The organism is Paenibacillus sp. Mc5Re-14 (assembly GCF_001049835.1).
GTDB lineage: Bacteria > Bacillota > Bacilli > Paenibacillales > Paenibacillaceae > Paenibacillus > Paenibacillus polymyxa_C.
The window spans coordinates 825,707-842,705 of the sequence record NZ_CVPD01000001.1 but is presented as its reverse complement, the minus strand read 5'-3'; the positions used below and the strand labels follow the sequence as shown (position 1 = coordinate 842,705).

The 16,999-nt window shown below is 45.4% G+C and carries 14 protein-coding genes and 1 pseudogene; 6 read left to right on the top strand and 9 right to left on the bottom strand.

All coding sequences use genetic code 11. The features are described from left to right. Window positions 1-75 precede the first annotated feature (75 nt). On the top strand, window positions 76-1,971 hold the full coding sequence (locus BN1546_RS03910) for a PrkA family serine protein kinase (protein ID WP_013370145.1): 1,896 nt from the start codon (window positions 76-78) through the stop codon (window positions 1,969-1,971). A gap of 249 nt (window positions 1,972-2,220) precedes the next feature. Continuing rightward, window positions 2,221-3,243, top strand: coding sequence for a globin-coupled sensor protein (locus tag BN1546_RS03905; RefSeq protein ID WP_090736055.1), 1,023 nt, complete (start codon window positions 2,221-2,223; stop codon window positions 3,241-3,243). A gap of 197 nt (window positions 3,244-3,440) precedes the next feature. Here the strand turns inward: BN1546_RS03905 and BN1546_RS03900 are convergent, their stop codons facing one another. From BN1546_RS03900 to BN1546_RS03870, 7 genes are all read right to left on the bottom strand, one after another. Then, entirely contained in the window at window positions 3,441-4,307 is an 867-nt protein-coding gene (locus tag BN1546_RS03900; protein ID WP_025676396.1) for an arylamine N-acetyltransferase family protein, read from the bottom strand. A gap of 243 nt (window positions 4,308-4,550) precedes the next feature. Further along, complete coding sequence (locus BN1546_RS03895; RefSeq protein WP_040101772.1) at window positions 4,551-5,447, bottom strand: phosphotransferase; 897 nt, start codon at window positions 5,445-5,447, stop codon at window positions 4,551-4,553. Window positions 5,448-5,465: 18 nt separating this feature from the next. Then, on the bottom strand, window positions 5,466-6,476 hold the full coding sequence (locus BN1546_RS03890) for an aminoglycoside phosphotransferase family protein (protein WP_090736052.1): 1,011 nt from the start codon (window positions 6,474-6,476) through the stop codon (window positions 5,466-5,468). A gap of 208 nt (window positions 6,477-6,684) precedes the next feature. Next, a complete protein-coding gene (locus BN1546_RS03885) occupies window positions 6,685-7,236 on the bottom strand; it encodes a PepSY domain-containing protein (protein WP_090736050.1) in 552 nt (183 codons plus the stop codon). Window positions 7,237-7,351: 115 nt separating this feature from the next. Then, complete coding sequence (locus BN1546_RS03880; RefSeq protein WP_090736047.1) at window positions 7,352-7,945, bottom strand: PepSY domain-containing protein; 594 nt, start codon at window positions 7,943-7,945, stop codon at window positions 7,352-7,354. Window positions 7,946-7,967: 22 nt separating this feature from the next. Continuing rightward, complete coding sequence (locus BN1546_RS03875) at window positions 7,968-9,329, bottom strand: sensor histidine kinase (RefSeq protein WP_090736044.1); 1,362 nt, start codon at window positions 9,327-9,329, stop codon at window positions 7,968-7,970. After that, window positions 9,326-10,027, bottom strand: coding sequence for a response regulator transcription factor (locus BN1546_RS03870; RefSeq protein WP_013370153.1), 702 nt, complete (start codon window positions 10,025-10,027; stop codon window positions 9,326-9,328). Before BN1546_RS03870 ends, BN1546_RS03875 begins: the two co-directional genes overlap by 4 nt. Window positions 10,028-10,422: 395 nt before the next feature. On the opposite strand from BN1546_RS03870, the pseudogene BN1546_RS27015 reads away from it, so the two are divergent. The 4 genes and pseudogenes from BN1546_RS27015 to BN1546_RS03850 form a co-directional block, all read left to right on the top strand. Next, window positions 10,423-10,551, top strand: a pseudogene (locus BN1546_RS27015) (protein aroM); the annotation flags it as partial. A gap of 92 nt (window positions 10,552-10,643) precedes the next feature. Next, window positions 10,644-11,330 carry a response regulator transcription factor gene (locus BN1546_RS03860; protein WP_013370155.1) on the top strand — a complete coding sequence of 229 codons (687 nt, stop codon included), beginning with the start codon at window positions 10,644-10,646 and terminating at the stop codon, window positions 11,328-11,330. After that, complete coding sequence (locus tag BN1546_RS03855; RefSeq protein WP_090736042.1) at window positions 11,327-12,910, top strand: sensor histidine kinase; 1,584 nt, start codon at window positions 11,327-11,329, stop codon at window positions 12,908-12,910. Before BN1546_RS03860 ends, BN1546_RS03855 begins: the two co-directional genes overlap by 4 nt. 124 nt (window positions 12,911-13,034) lie before the next feature. Further along, entirely contained in the window at window positions 13,035-14,219 is a 1,185-nt protein-coding gene (locus tag BN1546_RS03850; RefSeq protein WP_058829272.1) for a hypothetical protein, read from the top strand. A 67-nt stretch (window positions 14,220-14,286) separates the two neighbouring features. Here the strand turns inward: BN1546_RS03850 and BN1546_RS03845 are convergent, their stop codons facing one another. Beyond that, window positions 14,287-15,729 (bottom strand): SpoVR family protein, encoded by a 1,443-nt coding sequence (locus tag BN1546_RS03845; protein WP_025676405.1) that lies wholly within the window; start codon window positions 15,727-15,729, stop codon window positions 14,287-14,289. Further along, the gene (gene yhbH / locus BN1546_RS03840) at window positions 15,726-16,892 is read right to left on the bottom strand and encodes a sporulation protein YhbH (protein ID WP_013370159.1); all 1,167 of its coding nucleotides are present in this window, start codon (window positions 16,890-16,892) and stop codon (window positions 15,726-15,728) included. The genes BN1546_RS03845 and yhbH overlap by 4 nt, the downstream gene beginning before the upstream one ends. Window positions 16,893-16,999 lie beyond the last annotated feature (107 nt).

Genomic DNA, 16,999 nt, shown 5'->3' with positions numbered 1-16,999 from the left:
GAAAGGCGTGACGAGTGTAGCCATAATCATCAAGAGTGGAGGATAGTCATTACGCAGTCATGGGAGGAACCGAGCATGAATATTTTTGACCGCCTTGCGGAGTACCGAGCGGAGAACAACCGCTTGGCCTGGAACGGCACTTTTAGAGAGTATATCGAGATACTCAAGAAAGACCCGACACCGGCGATGACCGCTCATGCACGGGTTTACAAAATGATTGAATCTTTTGGTGTAGAAGAGGTTGGGGGACATAAGCGATATAAATTTTTTGAGCAGGAGATTTTTGGGCTGGATCGTGCACTGGAGAAGCTGGTGGAGGAGTACTTCCATTCCTCAGCCAGGCGGCTCGATGTCCGCAAGCGTATCCTTCTTTTGATGGGACCTGTTAGCGGAGGGAAATCGACACTGGTCACCTTGCTAAAGCGTGGGCTGGAGAAGTTTTCAAGAACAGATCAGGGAGCTGTGTATGCCATAGAGGGCTGCCCTATGCATGAAGATCCCCTTCATCTTATTCCTCATGAGTTGCGTCCCGAATTCGAAAAGGAACTGGGTGTACGCATTGAAGGTAATCTGTGCCCATCCTGCCAGATGAGATTGCGTACGGAATTTGATGGCGACATCGAAAAGGTGCGTGTGGAGCGGGTCTTTATATCGGAAGAAAACCGGATCGGCATAGGTACGTTCAGTCCTTCTGATCCAAAGTCACAAGATATTGCCGATTTGACAGGCAGCATCGACTTCTCCACCATTACGGAGTATGGTTCGGAATCTGATCCGCGCGCCTATCGATTTGACGGAGAACTGAATAAAGCGAATCGCGGACTGATGGAATTTCAGGAAATGCTGAAATGCGATGAGAAATTTTTGTGGAATTTATTGTCTCTGACCCAGGAGGGAAATTTCAAGGCCGGACGGTTTGCGCTCATCAGTGCAGATGAATTGATCGTAGCTCACACGAATGAATCGGAGTATAAAAGCTTTATTGCGAATAAAAAGAACGAGGCGTTGCAATCGCGGATGATTGTAATGCCCATTCCCTATAATCTGAAAGTGTCCGAGGAAGAAAAGATTTATGCCAAACTCATTGAGCAAAGTGACATGCGTCATATTCACATCGCTCCTCATGCGCTGCGAACGGCTGCCATTTTCTCTGTGCTCACCCGGTTGAAAGAAACCAAGAAGCAGGGTATGGATTTGGTTAAAAAGATGCGCATGTATGACGGTGAGGAGGTCGAAGGCTATAAGGAGGCCGATCTGAAGGAGATGCAACATGAGTTTCTGGAAGAAGGCATGTCCGGCGTAGACCCAAGGTACGTCATTAATCGTATTTCCAGTGCGCTGATTAAGCAAAATGTGGAGTCCATCAATGCTCTGGATATTTTACGAGCCATTAAGGATGGTTTAGACCAACACGCTTCCATCACCAAGGAAGAGCGGGAGCGTTATCTGAATTTCATTTCCGTGGCTCGTAAGGAATATGATGAATTAGCGAAAAAAGAAGTACAAAAGGCCTTTGTGTACTCTTTCGAAGAATCAGCCAAGACGCTGTTTGATAACTATTTAGATAACATCGAAGCTTTTTGCAATTGGGCGAAAATCCGCGATCCGCTCACAGATGAGGAGCTCGACCCGGATGAGCGGCTTATGCGCTCCATCGAGGAGCAAATCGGGGTGTCGGAAAATGCGAAAAAGGCATTCCGTGAGGAAATATTAATCCGTATTTCCGCCTATTCTCGCAAGGGGCGAAAGTTTGAGTATCATCATCATGATCGGCTGCGAGAAGCCATTGAAAAGAAGCTGTTCGCCGATTTGAAGGATATTGTGAAGATCACAACTTCGACCAAAACGCCTGATGCTAATCAGCTCAAACGGATGAATGAGGTGATTAAGCGACTGATTGAGGAGCATGGCTACACTGGAGCCAGCGCCAACGATTTATTGAGGTATGTAGGTAGCCTCCTGAATCGGTAAGGGGAAATAAACAATTGTGTAATGAAGCTATGGATTGAAATGGATGGTGAAGAGAATCCGGCAGGCACAGAGCGTTTGAGGTGCTGGCGGGTTCTTTTTTTGTATTATTAGGGAGTTGTGTTTATAAAATTCACTGAAATTAATATGAAAAAAATCATAATCAATCTTCTGCTTTTTTAACATTTTCTAAAAAGTTGCCGATAAATATGGTAATGTAAAATCTATGTAAACTATTATTTGGAGGAACTTATGATTCATGTCGCTGAGAGTAGATTAAAACAGATACAATATATTGGTATTACTGATGGTGATTTGGCTTTATTACATCATTATCAGGGGCTATTCCAATCTATTGTAAATGAGGTAGTGGATCGTTTTTATGAGCATGTAGAAAAGGTTCCGCATCTCGTGTCGATTATCTCTAAATGGTCGAATATTGAGCGACTAAAGCAAACACAACGTGAATACTGGCTTTCTCTTGCAGATGGGAAAATAGATGATCAGTTTATCGAACACCGCCTTTTTGTGGGGCAGGTACATTCCCGGATCGGATTGTCTTCCGATTATTATTTGGGTACGTACATTGCTTATCTGGATATTGCAGTAGACATTTTAAAGCGTTCGGGGATTGAGGACTGGTATTCTATTGTGCACGCTCTTTCCAAAATGTTCAATCTGGATTCTCAGCTTGTGCTGGAAGCTTATCAGGAAAAGGAAAAGGAGCAAGTTAACGAGCTCGCCGATGAACAAACGCAGATGCTGACTGTGGTGTCCCGAATTGCACAAAATTTGACGGGGATGATTGCCGAACTTAGGGAAAATACCGATAATATCGCGGAGAGTGCTTGCAATACTGCTTCTTCGCAGGAACATACAGAGGAACTGGTATTGCAATTGAGTGACGAGATTAAGCATATTGAACAGATGAGCAGTACCATTCGAGAATTGTCCGATCAGACTCATCTGCTGGGACTGAATGCGGCGATTGAGGCAGCCCATGCGCAAGAAGCAGGGCGTGGATTTCAAGTGGTGGCGCAGGAAGTGCGAAAGCTGGCATCTAATTCAAAGCAAGCACAGGAGCAAATTCAGCGCAAGGTGCTGGATATTGCCCGTATGCTTGACAGTGTGCAGTCCGAAACCGCTACCACAACAGCCAGTGCCCGGCAACAGGCCTCCAGCTCGGAAGAATTGGCTTCGTTTACAAAGCTGATTGAAAACATGGTGAAGGAATTGGAAATGTTGCAGCATTCCCCGGAAATGCTGGAGGTGTGAGATGTAGCTGAGCGGTATATCCTGGAGAACTGGAAGTTTTCGGGCGTTTAGCTGGCTGGATACTGGCAAAGCGATGCTCTTCCTGTGTGGCAGTCCAATCAACGCAACAGAGGCAACAGAGGAAGTGCATATTCCTATGAAAGAATGACTGAATCTTTGAAACAAGGAATTAGAGGAAGCTTCTCTATTGTAACGCTTCAGTCAAAGATTTTTTTCCATTCCATATGAGCCGCAAGTACTCTTTTCCATAACTCGTCCCGTTCCTGGTGACTGTAGTTAACGAGCGGCTCACCAAATACATCTGCCAATACTTCCAGCCACTGCGACTTCTTATCCAGCTCTATTTTTTCCAAACCGTTTAGCCCACGTTTCTTCCAAATACATCCTCTGAGTTCATTCGCTTCTAATGCTTGCCTTTGCCGAATTAGAAACAGGTTAAACCATGGAGATTCCACGGAGCGGCTATAGAAATGATGTTTCGGCCTGAATTCTTCCAAATCCTGAACAACCGTAGGGGCAAAATCAACACCAACAAATGAAGCAAGCGGGTCGTGTTCTAAACGCCAACCATTAGTAACAACTTCAGATTCCATAACTTTATAACGAAGTGGGGTTTGTTCATAAGTCCCCATCAGGAGCGGAAGAGGCTCATATGGCATATCGCCCAGTCCGACATCTACAATCCATACTTCATCTTCTTGCTGCTCATTTAGCAAGTTCACTGTTAATCCAAGATGAAATGAATTAATGCGAGGCTCAGCTCCTAAAGGTTGTACCCCAGCATGATGCAGAGAAACTTTGTACCCTAGTGAATGTAGTAGCGCACTAAAGGCACCATTCAGATGAAAACAATAACCACTTCTCCCATGTAGAATGAGTTGAACAGATTCTTGAAAACCAATGGCAGCCGGCTTTCTTGCAAAAATGTCCAACGTTTGCCATGAAAGATGTTTTACATGTGCCTTATGCAACTCCACTAAATAGGATAGGGTAGGAGGCTGAACTTCGGGAATTCCGATTCTGTTCAAATAAGCTTTTATTTCTTCTTTTGTCATGGTGTACATGTACAGTCACCTCTATTGTTAGTTTGCCAAATTCTCTTCTCGAAACAAATGAGCATTGAGTCTTAGCATCATTGTAAAAGGGGGGCGTGCTGTGTACAATGCTATAAATTTTTGGTTGTACCGGTACAATCAGAAAATCGATTCGTTTAGTAACATGCCGATTTTCCTTAGCTAGTTGTCAAAACACAAAAAAACAGACCTTATCACCGGGTCTGTTTTTTTGCTTAGTTCCATGCCAACTGATTATAGCAGTGATCTAAGTTCACGTCGGTATTTGTTCAAATGCACGAATGATGGAATGACTCGCTTCGCAGAACGGAAGCCGCCTATTCTAAGGTTGCGGACCACATGATAGGGAGAGATCAATAGCGTATGAAGCAGATGCAAATCCTGAGTGCTCAACGGTCGATATCGTTGATAAAATTCTATCGCGCGCAGCATCTTTGTCGCGTTCCATAGACAATTCCGATGAAGAAGATGGGAGAGATCCTTCATCCTTACATGTAGGGAACAATTTTCGAAGTCGATCAAATGGATTTTGAGCTGCCTGTCTTTGACCAGATTGGGATAGTTATAGTCACCGTGTATTAATGCAGCTGCTTTTTGCTCCTGCTGGATTGCTGCTCGAACTTTGGGTTGCTGTAGACGATATAACACTTCTTCACAAAGAGCTAGGAGATGTGCTGTGCCTTTGTAAGGACTGAGGCGTTTTTTATATTCAGCTATTTCATCGCTCAAGCCTTCATAACGGATTCTGGAAGGCGGCGCTTCCGTGACAGGAAAGCCTACGGCACTGGTGTGGAATTTGGCTAAAGTAGAAATTCCTTTTTTGAAGTCTATTCTTTTTGTAAATTCCGGCCTGGGTCCATGAACCCAATTGGTTAATGTATACGAAACGCCTTCATAGGTCATGTAGGCTGTTTGCTGTACGGTTGGATAGACCTTTTGGCTACGTGTAAACCCGCGTTCATCCAGGTAGGACAAGACACGTGTAATAAAACGAATCTCTTCTTCCGGGAATTTATAGGGTTTTAAGCAATAAGTTGTATTGGCAGTTTCAATCTTGTGAATGTCCTTCATTTGACGGCTACGCTGAATTTTGATTCCGTACATTTGCTCAACATTCGATAAAATCGACATTTTGCTCCTCACTTTCTTTTATACACGGGCCCACTCCTGCAAAATATGGATGATTTTTAATCGAAGAGGCCACGACTGATCCCAGTTGTCTAGGATTTCGCGGTCTCTTGAACGATTTGGATGTCGGGAAGCATGCCAAGCTTCTCGTGGCAGTTTATATAAAGCTGTAACAATCTTCCGCTCAGTTCGGCTGAGTGGTTTGCGTTTTTGGTATCCCCTCAACAAGGATTGCACAAATTCAGGATTAAATTGAGTTGTATTCATAAGAGCCTTTGCCAAATCAGCATAGACTGAGCCAATCTTAGCCCGATCCCAATCAATGATTTTAAGATGACCGTCATCTGAAATAATGACATTCGGGGTGGTGATATCACTGTGTATCAAGGAGGGGTGCCGACGTTCCGTCCGAAGCAGTCTTATAATGGATGCGTCCTGCAAATCCTTCCATGCACGTCTGGATAAACGTTTACAGTCCTTTCCATGAGTGTTGTACCAGTTGCGGTACTCTTTATTCTGGCGGCTGATTTTTATCATTTTTTTTTGGAAAAGACGATCTTGGTTTTTCCATATCCGCAATTGTTGAATGGTCGGAGGGGACTTTCCTTTCTCCATCCGATGCAAGCCGGTGGATGTAGCGTGAAGTGTGGCAAGAGCCAACCCCAGTTTTTCGAAATCTTCAGCGGTCTCCAGTCCCCGTCCTTTGATCCACTGACTTACATAAAATGGCGTCTCTTGATACAAAGTCCATAGCTTACCGGAATGAGTGGGGAGCCATGTGGGCATGTAGGTATATTTTCTCTTTTTCAAAAGCCTTATATAGCTCGCAGCTCGTTCCATCTGTTGAATCGTATTTGAACGAGCCATCTTTGAACGACTAAAGGGCTTTAATGCATAAGTTCCCTTTTTCGTTTTTACTTGGATCACAGCATTTTTTCGGTACAGCGATGAGACTAAGCTTGATTTTAAGGGAATCAGGCCGAAACGACGGGTGATTTCGCGAATCTGTGCTTTTGTATAGGATTTCGCCATAAGAACCTCACTTGATTTTTAATTGAAGAAAAAGGTAATCCTCTGTTAGTTATCAGTCTATTCATGAGGAAATAATAGGTGCAGTTTTATGGGCTATTCTCGTTCTTTTCCTGTTCACGTTAGTCAAAAAAAAACGGAGCAGCGAAAGTTCGCTGCTCCGTTTTAATTAGCACTGTATTATGCAAGTCTGGTCATGAATGGTGGGTGATTAGTTATCGTTGTTGTCATCATCTTCGTCTGTATCCACGATCGCTCCAGATGATGCATGGATTTCAAGCTCAACAGTTCCTTCGTTGGTGAGTACCTTGACCTTATAGATGAACTGTCCATCTTCCTTATCTAATTTAGAAGACAGAAGGGTACTCCCAGGCACATGCTTAAGTGCAATTTGTCCAGCCTGCTTTTCAGTTAGAGTGACGTGGTTGGGTTTGTAAAGGGAAGACTCGTCATTCGAGTCATGATCAAGCTCGGAATGGGAACGGATGGTTTTCCCAGTATAAGCATCAACCTCTATATCCCAATCTCTATCTCCTTGCTGAAGATCCACTTCATAGTAGACTTTTCCGTTCTTGCGCTCCAGTTCGACATCCTCAACTTGCGCATGATTTCCCACAGCTTTTTTGGCAATATTGGCAGCAGTAGTCGCTCCAATTAGTCCTGTAGGCTTAGCAGCCCATACGGCATTTGCCGAGACACCTGTAGCCATAACTCCAAGCAGAGCCGTGGCTGCTATTATTCCTAATGTATAGTTTTTTTTCATTACATAATTCCTCCTTGAGCTGTATGCTTGAATACAGCTTAACCCTTGAACATGAGAGGAACATAATAGAATCATGAGAAAACAATGAGAAGACATAAGCATGATCATCAGGGCGTCATGATTCGTCGTGCTCCTGTTTTTCTTTTTCCCAAGTGATAGAGTCGATTGAGCCTGATACTGCATTGATCTGCACCACTGCCTCACGCCCATCTTGTACCTCAACCTCAACAAGATAATAGAGGCCTTTGTCATTGCGGTGCAGTTCAATGTCATCGGATGTTCCATTCACTGCTTTTGCAGCAAGCTTGGCTGCTTCATTCTCTGTAATGACAAGAGAAACCGGGTCAGTTTTATGGACTGGATTTGATTGGTCACTGGGCTCTGAGGAACCGGGCGTGTGATCTTGGGGTTCCTGCTTTGCATCTGTATACATCTGTGTCCGCTTTATGGATTGGATGACACCATCATAGGCGTTGACTTTTATTTCGTACTTCCCTTTGGCGCGTTCTAGCTTGATCACATAAAAATTATCCAAACGTTGGGATTCGAGCACCTCGCCGGGATACTGATGCAATACAGATTGGACCACGGCTTTTTCTTCCAAAGGCGAAGCTGCTAACGATCGTGCCCAGGGCCACTGTAAAAGGCAAATGGTGATCAATACAGCCGCTACCGTACCTCCAATCATCCAGGCATAGATCGTTTTCATCGGTTTTCCCTCCTTTGGCTTATTATTTTGGAACAGCAGGGAGGATGATCGTTGCAGTTGTTCCGCTTCCCTCTATGCTTTCTAGCCCAATTTGTGCTTGAATAGCTTGAGCAATTCCTGTAGCTAATGATAAGCCTAGCCCGGCCCCACCTTCCTCGCGGCTTCTGGCTTCGTCCACACGATAAAAGCGGTCGAAAACTTTAGATAACTTTTCTTCAGGAATTCCAATTCCTTGATCTGTGATTCTTATGCAAGGTTGAGCCGTACCGCCCACAATATCAATCATCAGGTGTATCGGTTTGTCACTGTATTTGCGTGCATTATCCAAAAATATAAATAGAAGTTGTTTTAGTTTATTCTCGTCCGTATAGGCAGTGCAGTCTGTCTGTACATCCAGTTGAATTTGTCGGGCGAAAGCATTTTCAAATGTAGCTTTCAGTTCTGTCCCTACTTTGGTCAAGCGTACAGGTTCTAACACGACATTCCATTGTTCTTCGTTTCTGGCCAACAGAAGAAGTTGTTCTGCCATATCTTTCATTCGGATCGCCTCAGAATGGATTGCTTCAACGGATTCGGCAAAAATATTGGGATTCTGCAATCCCCGTCGTTTAAGCAAACTAGCATAACTTTCAATAATGGTTAGAGGGGTTTTCAATTCATGGGACGCATTCGAAACGAATTGTTCTTGGCGAACGAAATTCCGCTCCAGCAATTCAATCATGTCATTAAACGTTTCTCCCATTTCGACTAGCTCGTCACGTGATGACGAATTGAGCGGAAGACGTTTGAATTTCCCGCTACGTTGAATCTCTTTCATCGTGCTAATCATGGATGTAATTGGATGTGTAATCAGTCTGCCCAGCAGTCTGCCCGATATGACGACAGGAATAAGAGCAATTCCTGTGACTGCAATAAGTACGATTTTGAGTACCTGGAGCGTCTGCATCGTCGGTTGCAGACTTTCGGTCACCTGAAGATTGACAACCTCTCCATTCGACCAAATCATGGGGACCGAAACGAGAATATAACGGTTGCTTTCATGGGTAATGATGCGAACCTGCCGTGTTTCATTAAAAACGCCCTTCATCAAGCTGAGAGACTGCTCTGATGAAGAGGTGATAGGGGCAAGAAAATCGCCTTCCGGTCTCATCAGACGAAGCATGCCGTCCAGAGGCACATAGGCTCGTAGCAGATCCTCAGCGGCTATGGATACTGGAGCACGTTGAATGCCATGAATCATGTTCTCTGCTGCGGCCTCTACCTGGTTTTTTCGACTGTCTATTGAAAGTTGGCTGAATAGAAAATAGACTGAGAAATTAATAGCCACAAGTAAAATCCCGAATAATAACGAGGTGTACGTATGGATTTTGTTCTGCAGCTTCATAACGATTCCTTCAGAACATAACCAATACCGCGCACTGTATGAATCAGCTCAGGGAGCTGGCGCGTGGGGTCAATTTTATTGCGTACGTAGCGAATATACACATCGACGACATTGGTATCACCGATATAATCAATGCCCCATACATTTTCCAGTAATTGTTCACGACTAAGGACCTGCCGCTGATGTCGGAGTAAATGAACGAGCAAGTCAAACTCTCGCGGCGTAAGCTCAATGTTGTGCTCTCCCCGAAGCACTTCACGTGTACCTTCATGAAGACGTAAATCTCCGGCACTAAGCCATTGATCTGCCACTTGTAAAGCCATGTCTTTTGTTGCACCTACCCTGAGCGCGGCCCTTACACGTGCAAGCAGCTCTTCGATCACAAAAGGTTTGGTAACATAGTCATTGGCTCCCAAATCGAGTCCCTCGACCTTATCCGCAATGGAACTTTTAGCCGTCAGTAAAATGACAGGAACGTTCGCATCATGTTTACGAATCCTCCGAAGGAGTTCGATGCCATTGATACCGGGAATCATAATATCCAGTAAAACTAGATCCCAACTACCTTTGCAATAGGTCTCCAGCCCATCAATTCCGTTCTTTTCTTTACTTACTTGATAGCCTTCAAATTCAAGTTCGATCTCTAGAAGTCGGGCAATCTTCTCTTCGTCTTCTACGATCAAAATGGATTGGTTCATAATCATGCCCTCCTGTAGGCGAATAGCCGATACGGAAGTATTTTAGCATATACGGACAGGTAAGACACTTCAAAACACAGGGCTGGGAGAGAAAGAGATTAGTATGGTGTGTTATATTTATCGACATTAAAAAATGATAATAGCGCTATAAGTTTGTTTTTTTATTCTGTGAGCACAAGAAAAAGATCCATGTTTTGGCCGAAATGAACATTGTTATGCTAGAAAAGTTGCATTAACATAAACTAAAATTCATCAATTGGTGAAATCTGCGATTTCTTCAGCTACTTTCGGAACGCCAATAGCCTGCTCATTCCAATTTAAGCTCCTATCTTATGGAAACACCTGATAAGGGCAGGCGGCAGGCTTGCCCTTTGTCATCAGGAGCGTAAAATAAAATGAAGCGAAAGCAGAGATTCAAGATGTATAAGCTTGGAATGATTACGATTGGACAATCCCTTCTTCGGTCAGATGTAGCCCCTATCGTAGAAAGGGCATTAGAAGGACGGGCCAAGCTGGTGCAGGCACTTGGGGCAGCGGCTGGAGCTCGCCTGGCAACTATGCCTGGCATGACCGATGATATGTTCATGAACGTTTTTTGAGGTAGGGAGGGAAGGACATGGATAAAAGAATACTGATAGCGGACGATGAGGCGAGTATTCGGAATGCACTGGCCTATGCGTTAAAGCGGGAAGGTTTTTTGGTGGAAACTGCTGTGGATGGAGAGGATGCATTGGAAAAAGTGCGTTTGTTCCACCCGGATGTGCTCATACTGGATGTGATGATGCCCAAACTGGGCGGATATGAGGTGTGTCGCCGTTTGGAAAGCCGGAAGGGCGTTGGTATTCTACTGCTAACCGCCAAAAATGATATCGTCGATAAGGTGCTTGGACTGGAGCTGGGAGCAGACGATTTTATGAGCAAGCCGTTTGACCTGAGAGAACTGCTCGCACGTATTAAGGCATTAGTACGGAGACTGGAACGAGAAGGAGCACCTGCGCCGGAAGGAACGGAGGTAATACTGGGTCCATTACGAGTGCGTCCATCTAGCCGAACGGCCGAACTCGGAGTAAAAGCATTGGATCTGACCCCCAAGGAGTTTGATGTACTGGCTCTGCTGGTGTCCCATACTGGGAGGGTGTATACACGGGACGATCTGTTAGAACAAGTATGGGGCATTGATTATGTGGGAGGAACGCGGACGGTGGATATTCATATTCAGCGCTTGCGCAAAAAATTGGAACCGCATCAGTCGATGCTGCAGACCGTATATGGAATCGGCTATAAGGCGGAGAAAATGACGTGAACGAACATCATTCACTCCATTCACAAGAAAGCTTGCAGTCCACTGACCCGCAGAAGCGCAAACGTAAGCGTACAGGCTTGAGCCTGCGCTGGAAATTTCCGCTGGTCCTGGCGGCTTTACTGCTGTTTACTGTCGGTGTGCTGAGCTGGCTCGTGCTTACTGGTATTCGTGCCAATCAGACAGACCAAATGGAACGCGGCTTAAAGCGTCAGGCGGAAATCGTGGAGATGCGCGTCAAACAGTCTTACCTGTTGGGAGCTGGCCAATCACCCGAAGACTTCATGAAAAAGCAAGCGCCACAGCTTGCCGTGGAACTCGGTGTGTCCAGTAATATGCGCGTTATTTTATATGATGGCCGGGGACATGAGGTCGGGAATTCTCTACCACTGGCTTATAGAACAGATATCAGTCAGGCGCTTTCTTATGCGCTCCAAGGGGAAATTGCGTATATTACAGAAGGTAGCTCAGTGACCTATCTAGCTCCGCTTCAAGGTCCAGACGGCTTGCTGGGAGTGGTACAGCTTCATAGCTCAATAGAAGCACAGCAGCAGTTTTACCAGGACATTGCCCGCTTGTTTTTATGGACAGGAGGTGCGGTGCTGGTCTTAAGCTTTATTCTTGGCTTAGGCTATGTCAGCCGCCAGACGAGGGACATCGGACGACTGACTCGCGCTTCTGAGCAGATCTCGGCAGGGCACTATCCAGAAGCCAGATTGCTGCGACGGCAGGACGAGCTGGGAAGGCTGGATGAAGGGATGCTCCAGATGAGTCATGTGATCCGGGCAAGTATTACCGCGCTCGAAAATGAAAAGCTTCGGCTGGAAGAAGCGGTTCGGCGTTTGAGAGAGCTAGAGCAGCAGCAAAAGACCTTTATTGGCAATATCAGCCATGAACTGAAGACTCCGTTGACCTCTATTCAGGCTTACGCTGATTTGCTGGATATGTATGGGGATGATCCCGAATTGGTGCGTGAAGCCAGAGAAAGTATCGGTAAGGAAACCAAACGGTTGTATGAGCTTGTCGAGGATTCACTGAGACTATCTGTGCTGGACAAATATGATTTTGAATTACATACGGAGGAAGTGGAGCTGCATTTGCTGCTCGAAGATGCAGGTAGCCGAATCTGGGGGAAAGCTGCGGCGCGTGGACTGAATTTTTCGATGGATACCATTCCAGCCAAGGTGTGTGGAGACCCTAAGCATCTGATGCATATTGTGCTGAATTTGCTGGATAATGCAGTAAAATACAATCAGGACGAAGGCTGGATTACGTTATCTAATCGAGTGGAAAAGGACACCGTGATAGTGTATATACGCAATTCCGGTCCATGGATTCCTCGGGAAAAATGGGACATGATTTTTGAGCCGTTTGCTACCTTAAGTCGTGATCGTTCTCGTCAAGACAGTGGCACGGGACTTGGCCTGCCTCTGGCACGCAGACTGGCGGAGCGCATGGGTGGAGAGTTGCAGCTCACAGCTTCAGACGAAACCGGGTTGGAAAATGGCAATGGTCATTCAGGTGCAAGTGGCAATGAATTTTCGCTCAGGCTACCCCTGTTGGTTCACGATGGCTTCCAGTAGTTGGACCACTCGATAGCTATAGAACTGGAATGTTGTCTTATTTACAATTTGGAAACAATTCGATGTATTCACGAGATGTTCAGGCATTAAGCTGGGGGTAACGTTAACAAGGAGGCCGTTGTACATGATGAAGAAAAACCTAGACAGCCACGGGCAAAAGAACGGCTTTCCTCGTCTCAAACATCCCTATGCACGCTTTTTCAGACACAAAGTCACAGGATTGCTCATGACTGGCTTGATCGCTGGAGGATTGCTCGGCGGCTGCGGCATAAAAAGCGCAGGAGAGACAATTCCAACATCCGGTATGAAACCGGGGCAAAAGCTTACTGTGATTGACATGGAGGCAGCTCGGCAGCAAGTATCGGACGAACTGGTGGTACAGTCCATTGACAGGCTGGGGGATGTCTACGCGAGGTCATGGCTGAGTGATGAAGAGCTGATTGTGGAACGTCAGAATCAGTTATGGATTCATAATGTAAAGACCAATAAGGAACGAGTTTTAACACCAGGTCGTAAGGCTCTACAGTTACTTGCTGTGGTTTCTCCGGATCAGCGCCATGTCTTTTTTACGGAGGGCAGCACCAGCAGCAAGTATGATATTCAGGGCTATATCTTAGAGCTAAGCAGCGGCAAGGTTACATCGGTTGGCCAGCTGGACATGACTAACGAAGTGAGCTGGGGCGATAGGGATCATCTCATTACAGGTACACCAGACGGTAAGATACATCTGATTGGACTGGACGGCAAAGCTGAAGAATTGAGTTTTCAAGATCCAAATCACTCAGAATTAATTGCTCATGTCGAAAAAGTGGGTAACGCCATATTTTATACAGGCAATGATAAACAAGGGTATCCGGTGCTGAATCGGTTCACTCTCAATCATCCTCAAGCTGTGACCATTGCAGAGGGGGCCATGTCTTTTGCCGTGTCGCTTGATGGTAAATCTATTGCCATTGAAAAGCGGAAATGGAATACATCCGAACCTGCTCGTATGATCATTTTGGATGAACAAGGCAAAGAGAAAGGGATCGTGGGTCAAGGGACTTTAATGAGTCGTGGAAGCTGGTCCAGCGACGGGTCCAAGCTTGCTTTTTCCATTTATGATGAGGATCAGCAAGGTATGAGAGGGTTGTATGTGTTTGACCAATCCACGGGTAAAACCACTCCCGTTACGACCGATATCCAGTCCTATGACAGTCCAACAGTGTGGAGCCCTTCCGCCCGGTTTTTATCCATGTACCAGAACATTTCGGAAGGTGGAAAACAACTGAATCAGAGCTACATCGTCGAATTTAAGAAAAAGCAGTAAAAAAAGGCGCATTTCCTTCTTCGGAATGCACCTTTTTTAATTAGGCTGGTTATTCGATTGTGTATCACTATACAAATTTGCGATGATGTTTCTTACCGTCATATGAAAATAAGGCGAGCTTACCTTCAATCATTGTTTCCAAATGAACGGTGCGCCCCCATAGCTGATATACATACGGAAGCGTACGCTCCATATATTTTAAATCCAGTTCAATGCCTTCATACTGGTGCTTGAGCTTTAACTCGCCTGTATGCAGATAATCTCCGTCTTCAACAACGATATAAGGGGAGCCTCCATTTACACGTGAGAACACAAGCTGGTCCCGTATGTTTTCCCAGGATTTATCGGTAATTTTCCAATCCGGTCCCCGTTTTTCAAACACGTACAGATCCAAATCCTCCGTTAGTTGCTTGGTCATGTAATTGCGTATAAAGGAGGTATCCGAATCAAACTCTCGCACCTCGAACATTTTAGCTCGACCTTCGCCCGGTTTGCGTCCTTGGCGCTCTTGCTCCTCGCGGGTCGGGTTATCCCATCGCTTTTCAATATCTTCAAATATTTTCAATCCCAAATAATATGGATTCAAGCTTTGCTTGGAAGGCTGCACAACGGAGGCGTTCAGCATGGCAAATTCAACGGTTTCATCCCCAGTCAAATCCAGTTCTCTGACAATCCGTTGATGCCAATAGGAGGCCCAGCCTTCATTCATGATTTTGGTCTCCATTTGGGGCCAGAAATACAGCATTTCGTCCCGCAGCATCGTCATGATGTCCCGCTGCCAGTCCTCCAATACCTCGGAAAATTCCTGAATAAACCAGACAATATCTTTTTCAGGTTCCGGTGGGAACTGGCGTACCTTAATACCCTCGGCCTCGGCTGAATCATGCTGCTTTACTGTGTCCAGTGACCACAGATCATCGTAAGGTCCGATGGGACGCTGGTGTTTTTTAGGTTCTTTTTGCTCCTTGATTTTGAGTTCCATGTAGCGTTGTTTATCCAGATGCCTTGGTTTGATGAGCTGTGGGTCTACATGTTCCTGAATCGCCAGTACAGAGTCAATGAAGGATTCCACGGCCTTTGAGCCGTACTCCATTTCATAGCTGCTGATCCGTTCTGCGGTGGCAGACATGCTCTCTACCATATTGCGGTTGGAGGCCGAGAAGCGGGCGTTGTGTTTAAAAAAATCGCAGTGTGCCAGTACATGGGCGACAATCAGTTTATTTTGCACCAAAGAATTTCCATCTAGCAGGAAAGCGTAGCAGGGATTGGAGTTAATGACCAGCTCATAGATTTTACTCAATCCAAAATCGTACTGCATTTTCATCTTGTGAAATGTTTTTCCGAAACTCCAGTGGCTGAAGCGCGTGGGCATACCATACGCCCCGAATGTGTATACAATATCCGCCGGACAAATCTCATACCGCATCGGGTAGTAGTCGAGCCCGAATCCATCTGCAATCTCCATAATTTCTGATATCGCGTACTCAAGCTCTTTCTGATCGGTGCTCATCCTACCGTCCCCCCTTCCCGTTTGCGAAAAAAGGTACGTAAGGCTTGGTATACCTCACCTTTTTCCTTGATGACATAGTACATAAACTGATCCGTTTTAATATTCTTGTAGGCTGACATCAGCGTACTGCTGCGATTATATTGGTTCACTTCTCCATAGCCGAACATATTGCTGCGCTTCATAAGCTCCTCGATTAGTTTCACACACCGTTCATTGTCTGAGCTTAGGTTATCGCCATCGGAGAAATGGAAGGGATAAATATTATAAGTCGAAGGAGGATAGCGCTTGTCGATAATCTCCAATGCTTTCAAATAGGCAGAAGAGCAGATTGTGCCGCCACTTTCACCGCGAGTAAAAAATTCTTCCTCCGTAACCTCCTTGGCTTCGGTATGATGCGCAAGAAAAACAATTTCCACCTTTTCATATTGGCGACGCAAAAAGCGGGTCATCCAGAAAAAGAAGCTGCGGGCGCAATATTTTTCAAAAGATCCCATACTGCCTGAGGTGTCCATCATAGCGATAATTACCGCATTGGATTGGGGAATGGTCTTCTCTTCCCATGTTTTGTAGCGAAGATCGTCCGGACTAATATGATGAATGCCCGGATTCCCCTCACGCGCGTTACGGCGCAGATTTTCGAGAATCGTTCGTTTCTTGTCAATGTTCGCTTGCATGCCTTTTTTGCGTATATCATTGAATACGATAGATTCAACCTCAATTTGATCCTTATCTTTTTGCTGCAAATGCGGCAATTCCATTTCCTCAAACAGCATATCTTCGAGTTCTTCTATGCTGACTTCTGTTTCCATAATATCGTGTCCCGGTTGGTCGCCTGCTTTCTCACCTTTACCTGGCTTTTGGGAAGCAGGATCACGTCCGATGACATCTCCCACCTGACTGTCGCCATCCCCTTGGCCTACATGCTTTTGCTTTTGGTAGTTATAAATGAAGCGATATTCATCCAGACTGCGAATGGGCACTTTGATAATCTGTTGACCGTCCGACATTATAATATTTTCTTCCGTAATCAGATCGGGTAGATTTTGCTTAATGACATCTTTGACCTTCTGCTGATGGCGTTGCTGGTCCTGGTACCCTTTGCGATGCAGCGACCAATCTTCGCGGGATACGACGAATGAATATGGCTGGCGTGGTTCCGTCATTGTTAGGCACCCCCCAAGTGGATACACGGCACAGTTTGGCCTTGTTGGTTATTAAGTATATTCACGGGGATGTACGATATGTGATGGAACTCGATTTAAATTCTGCC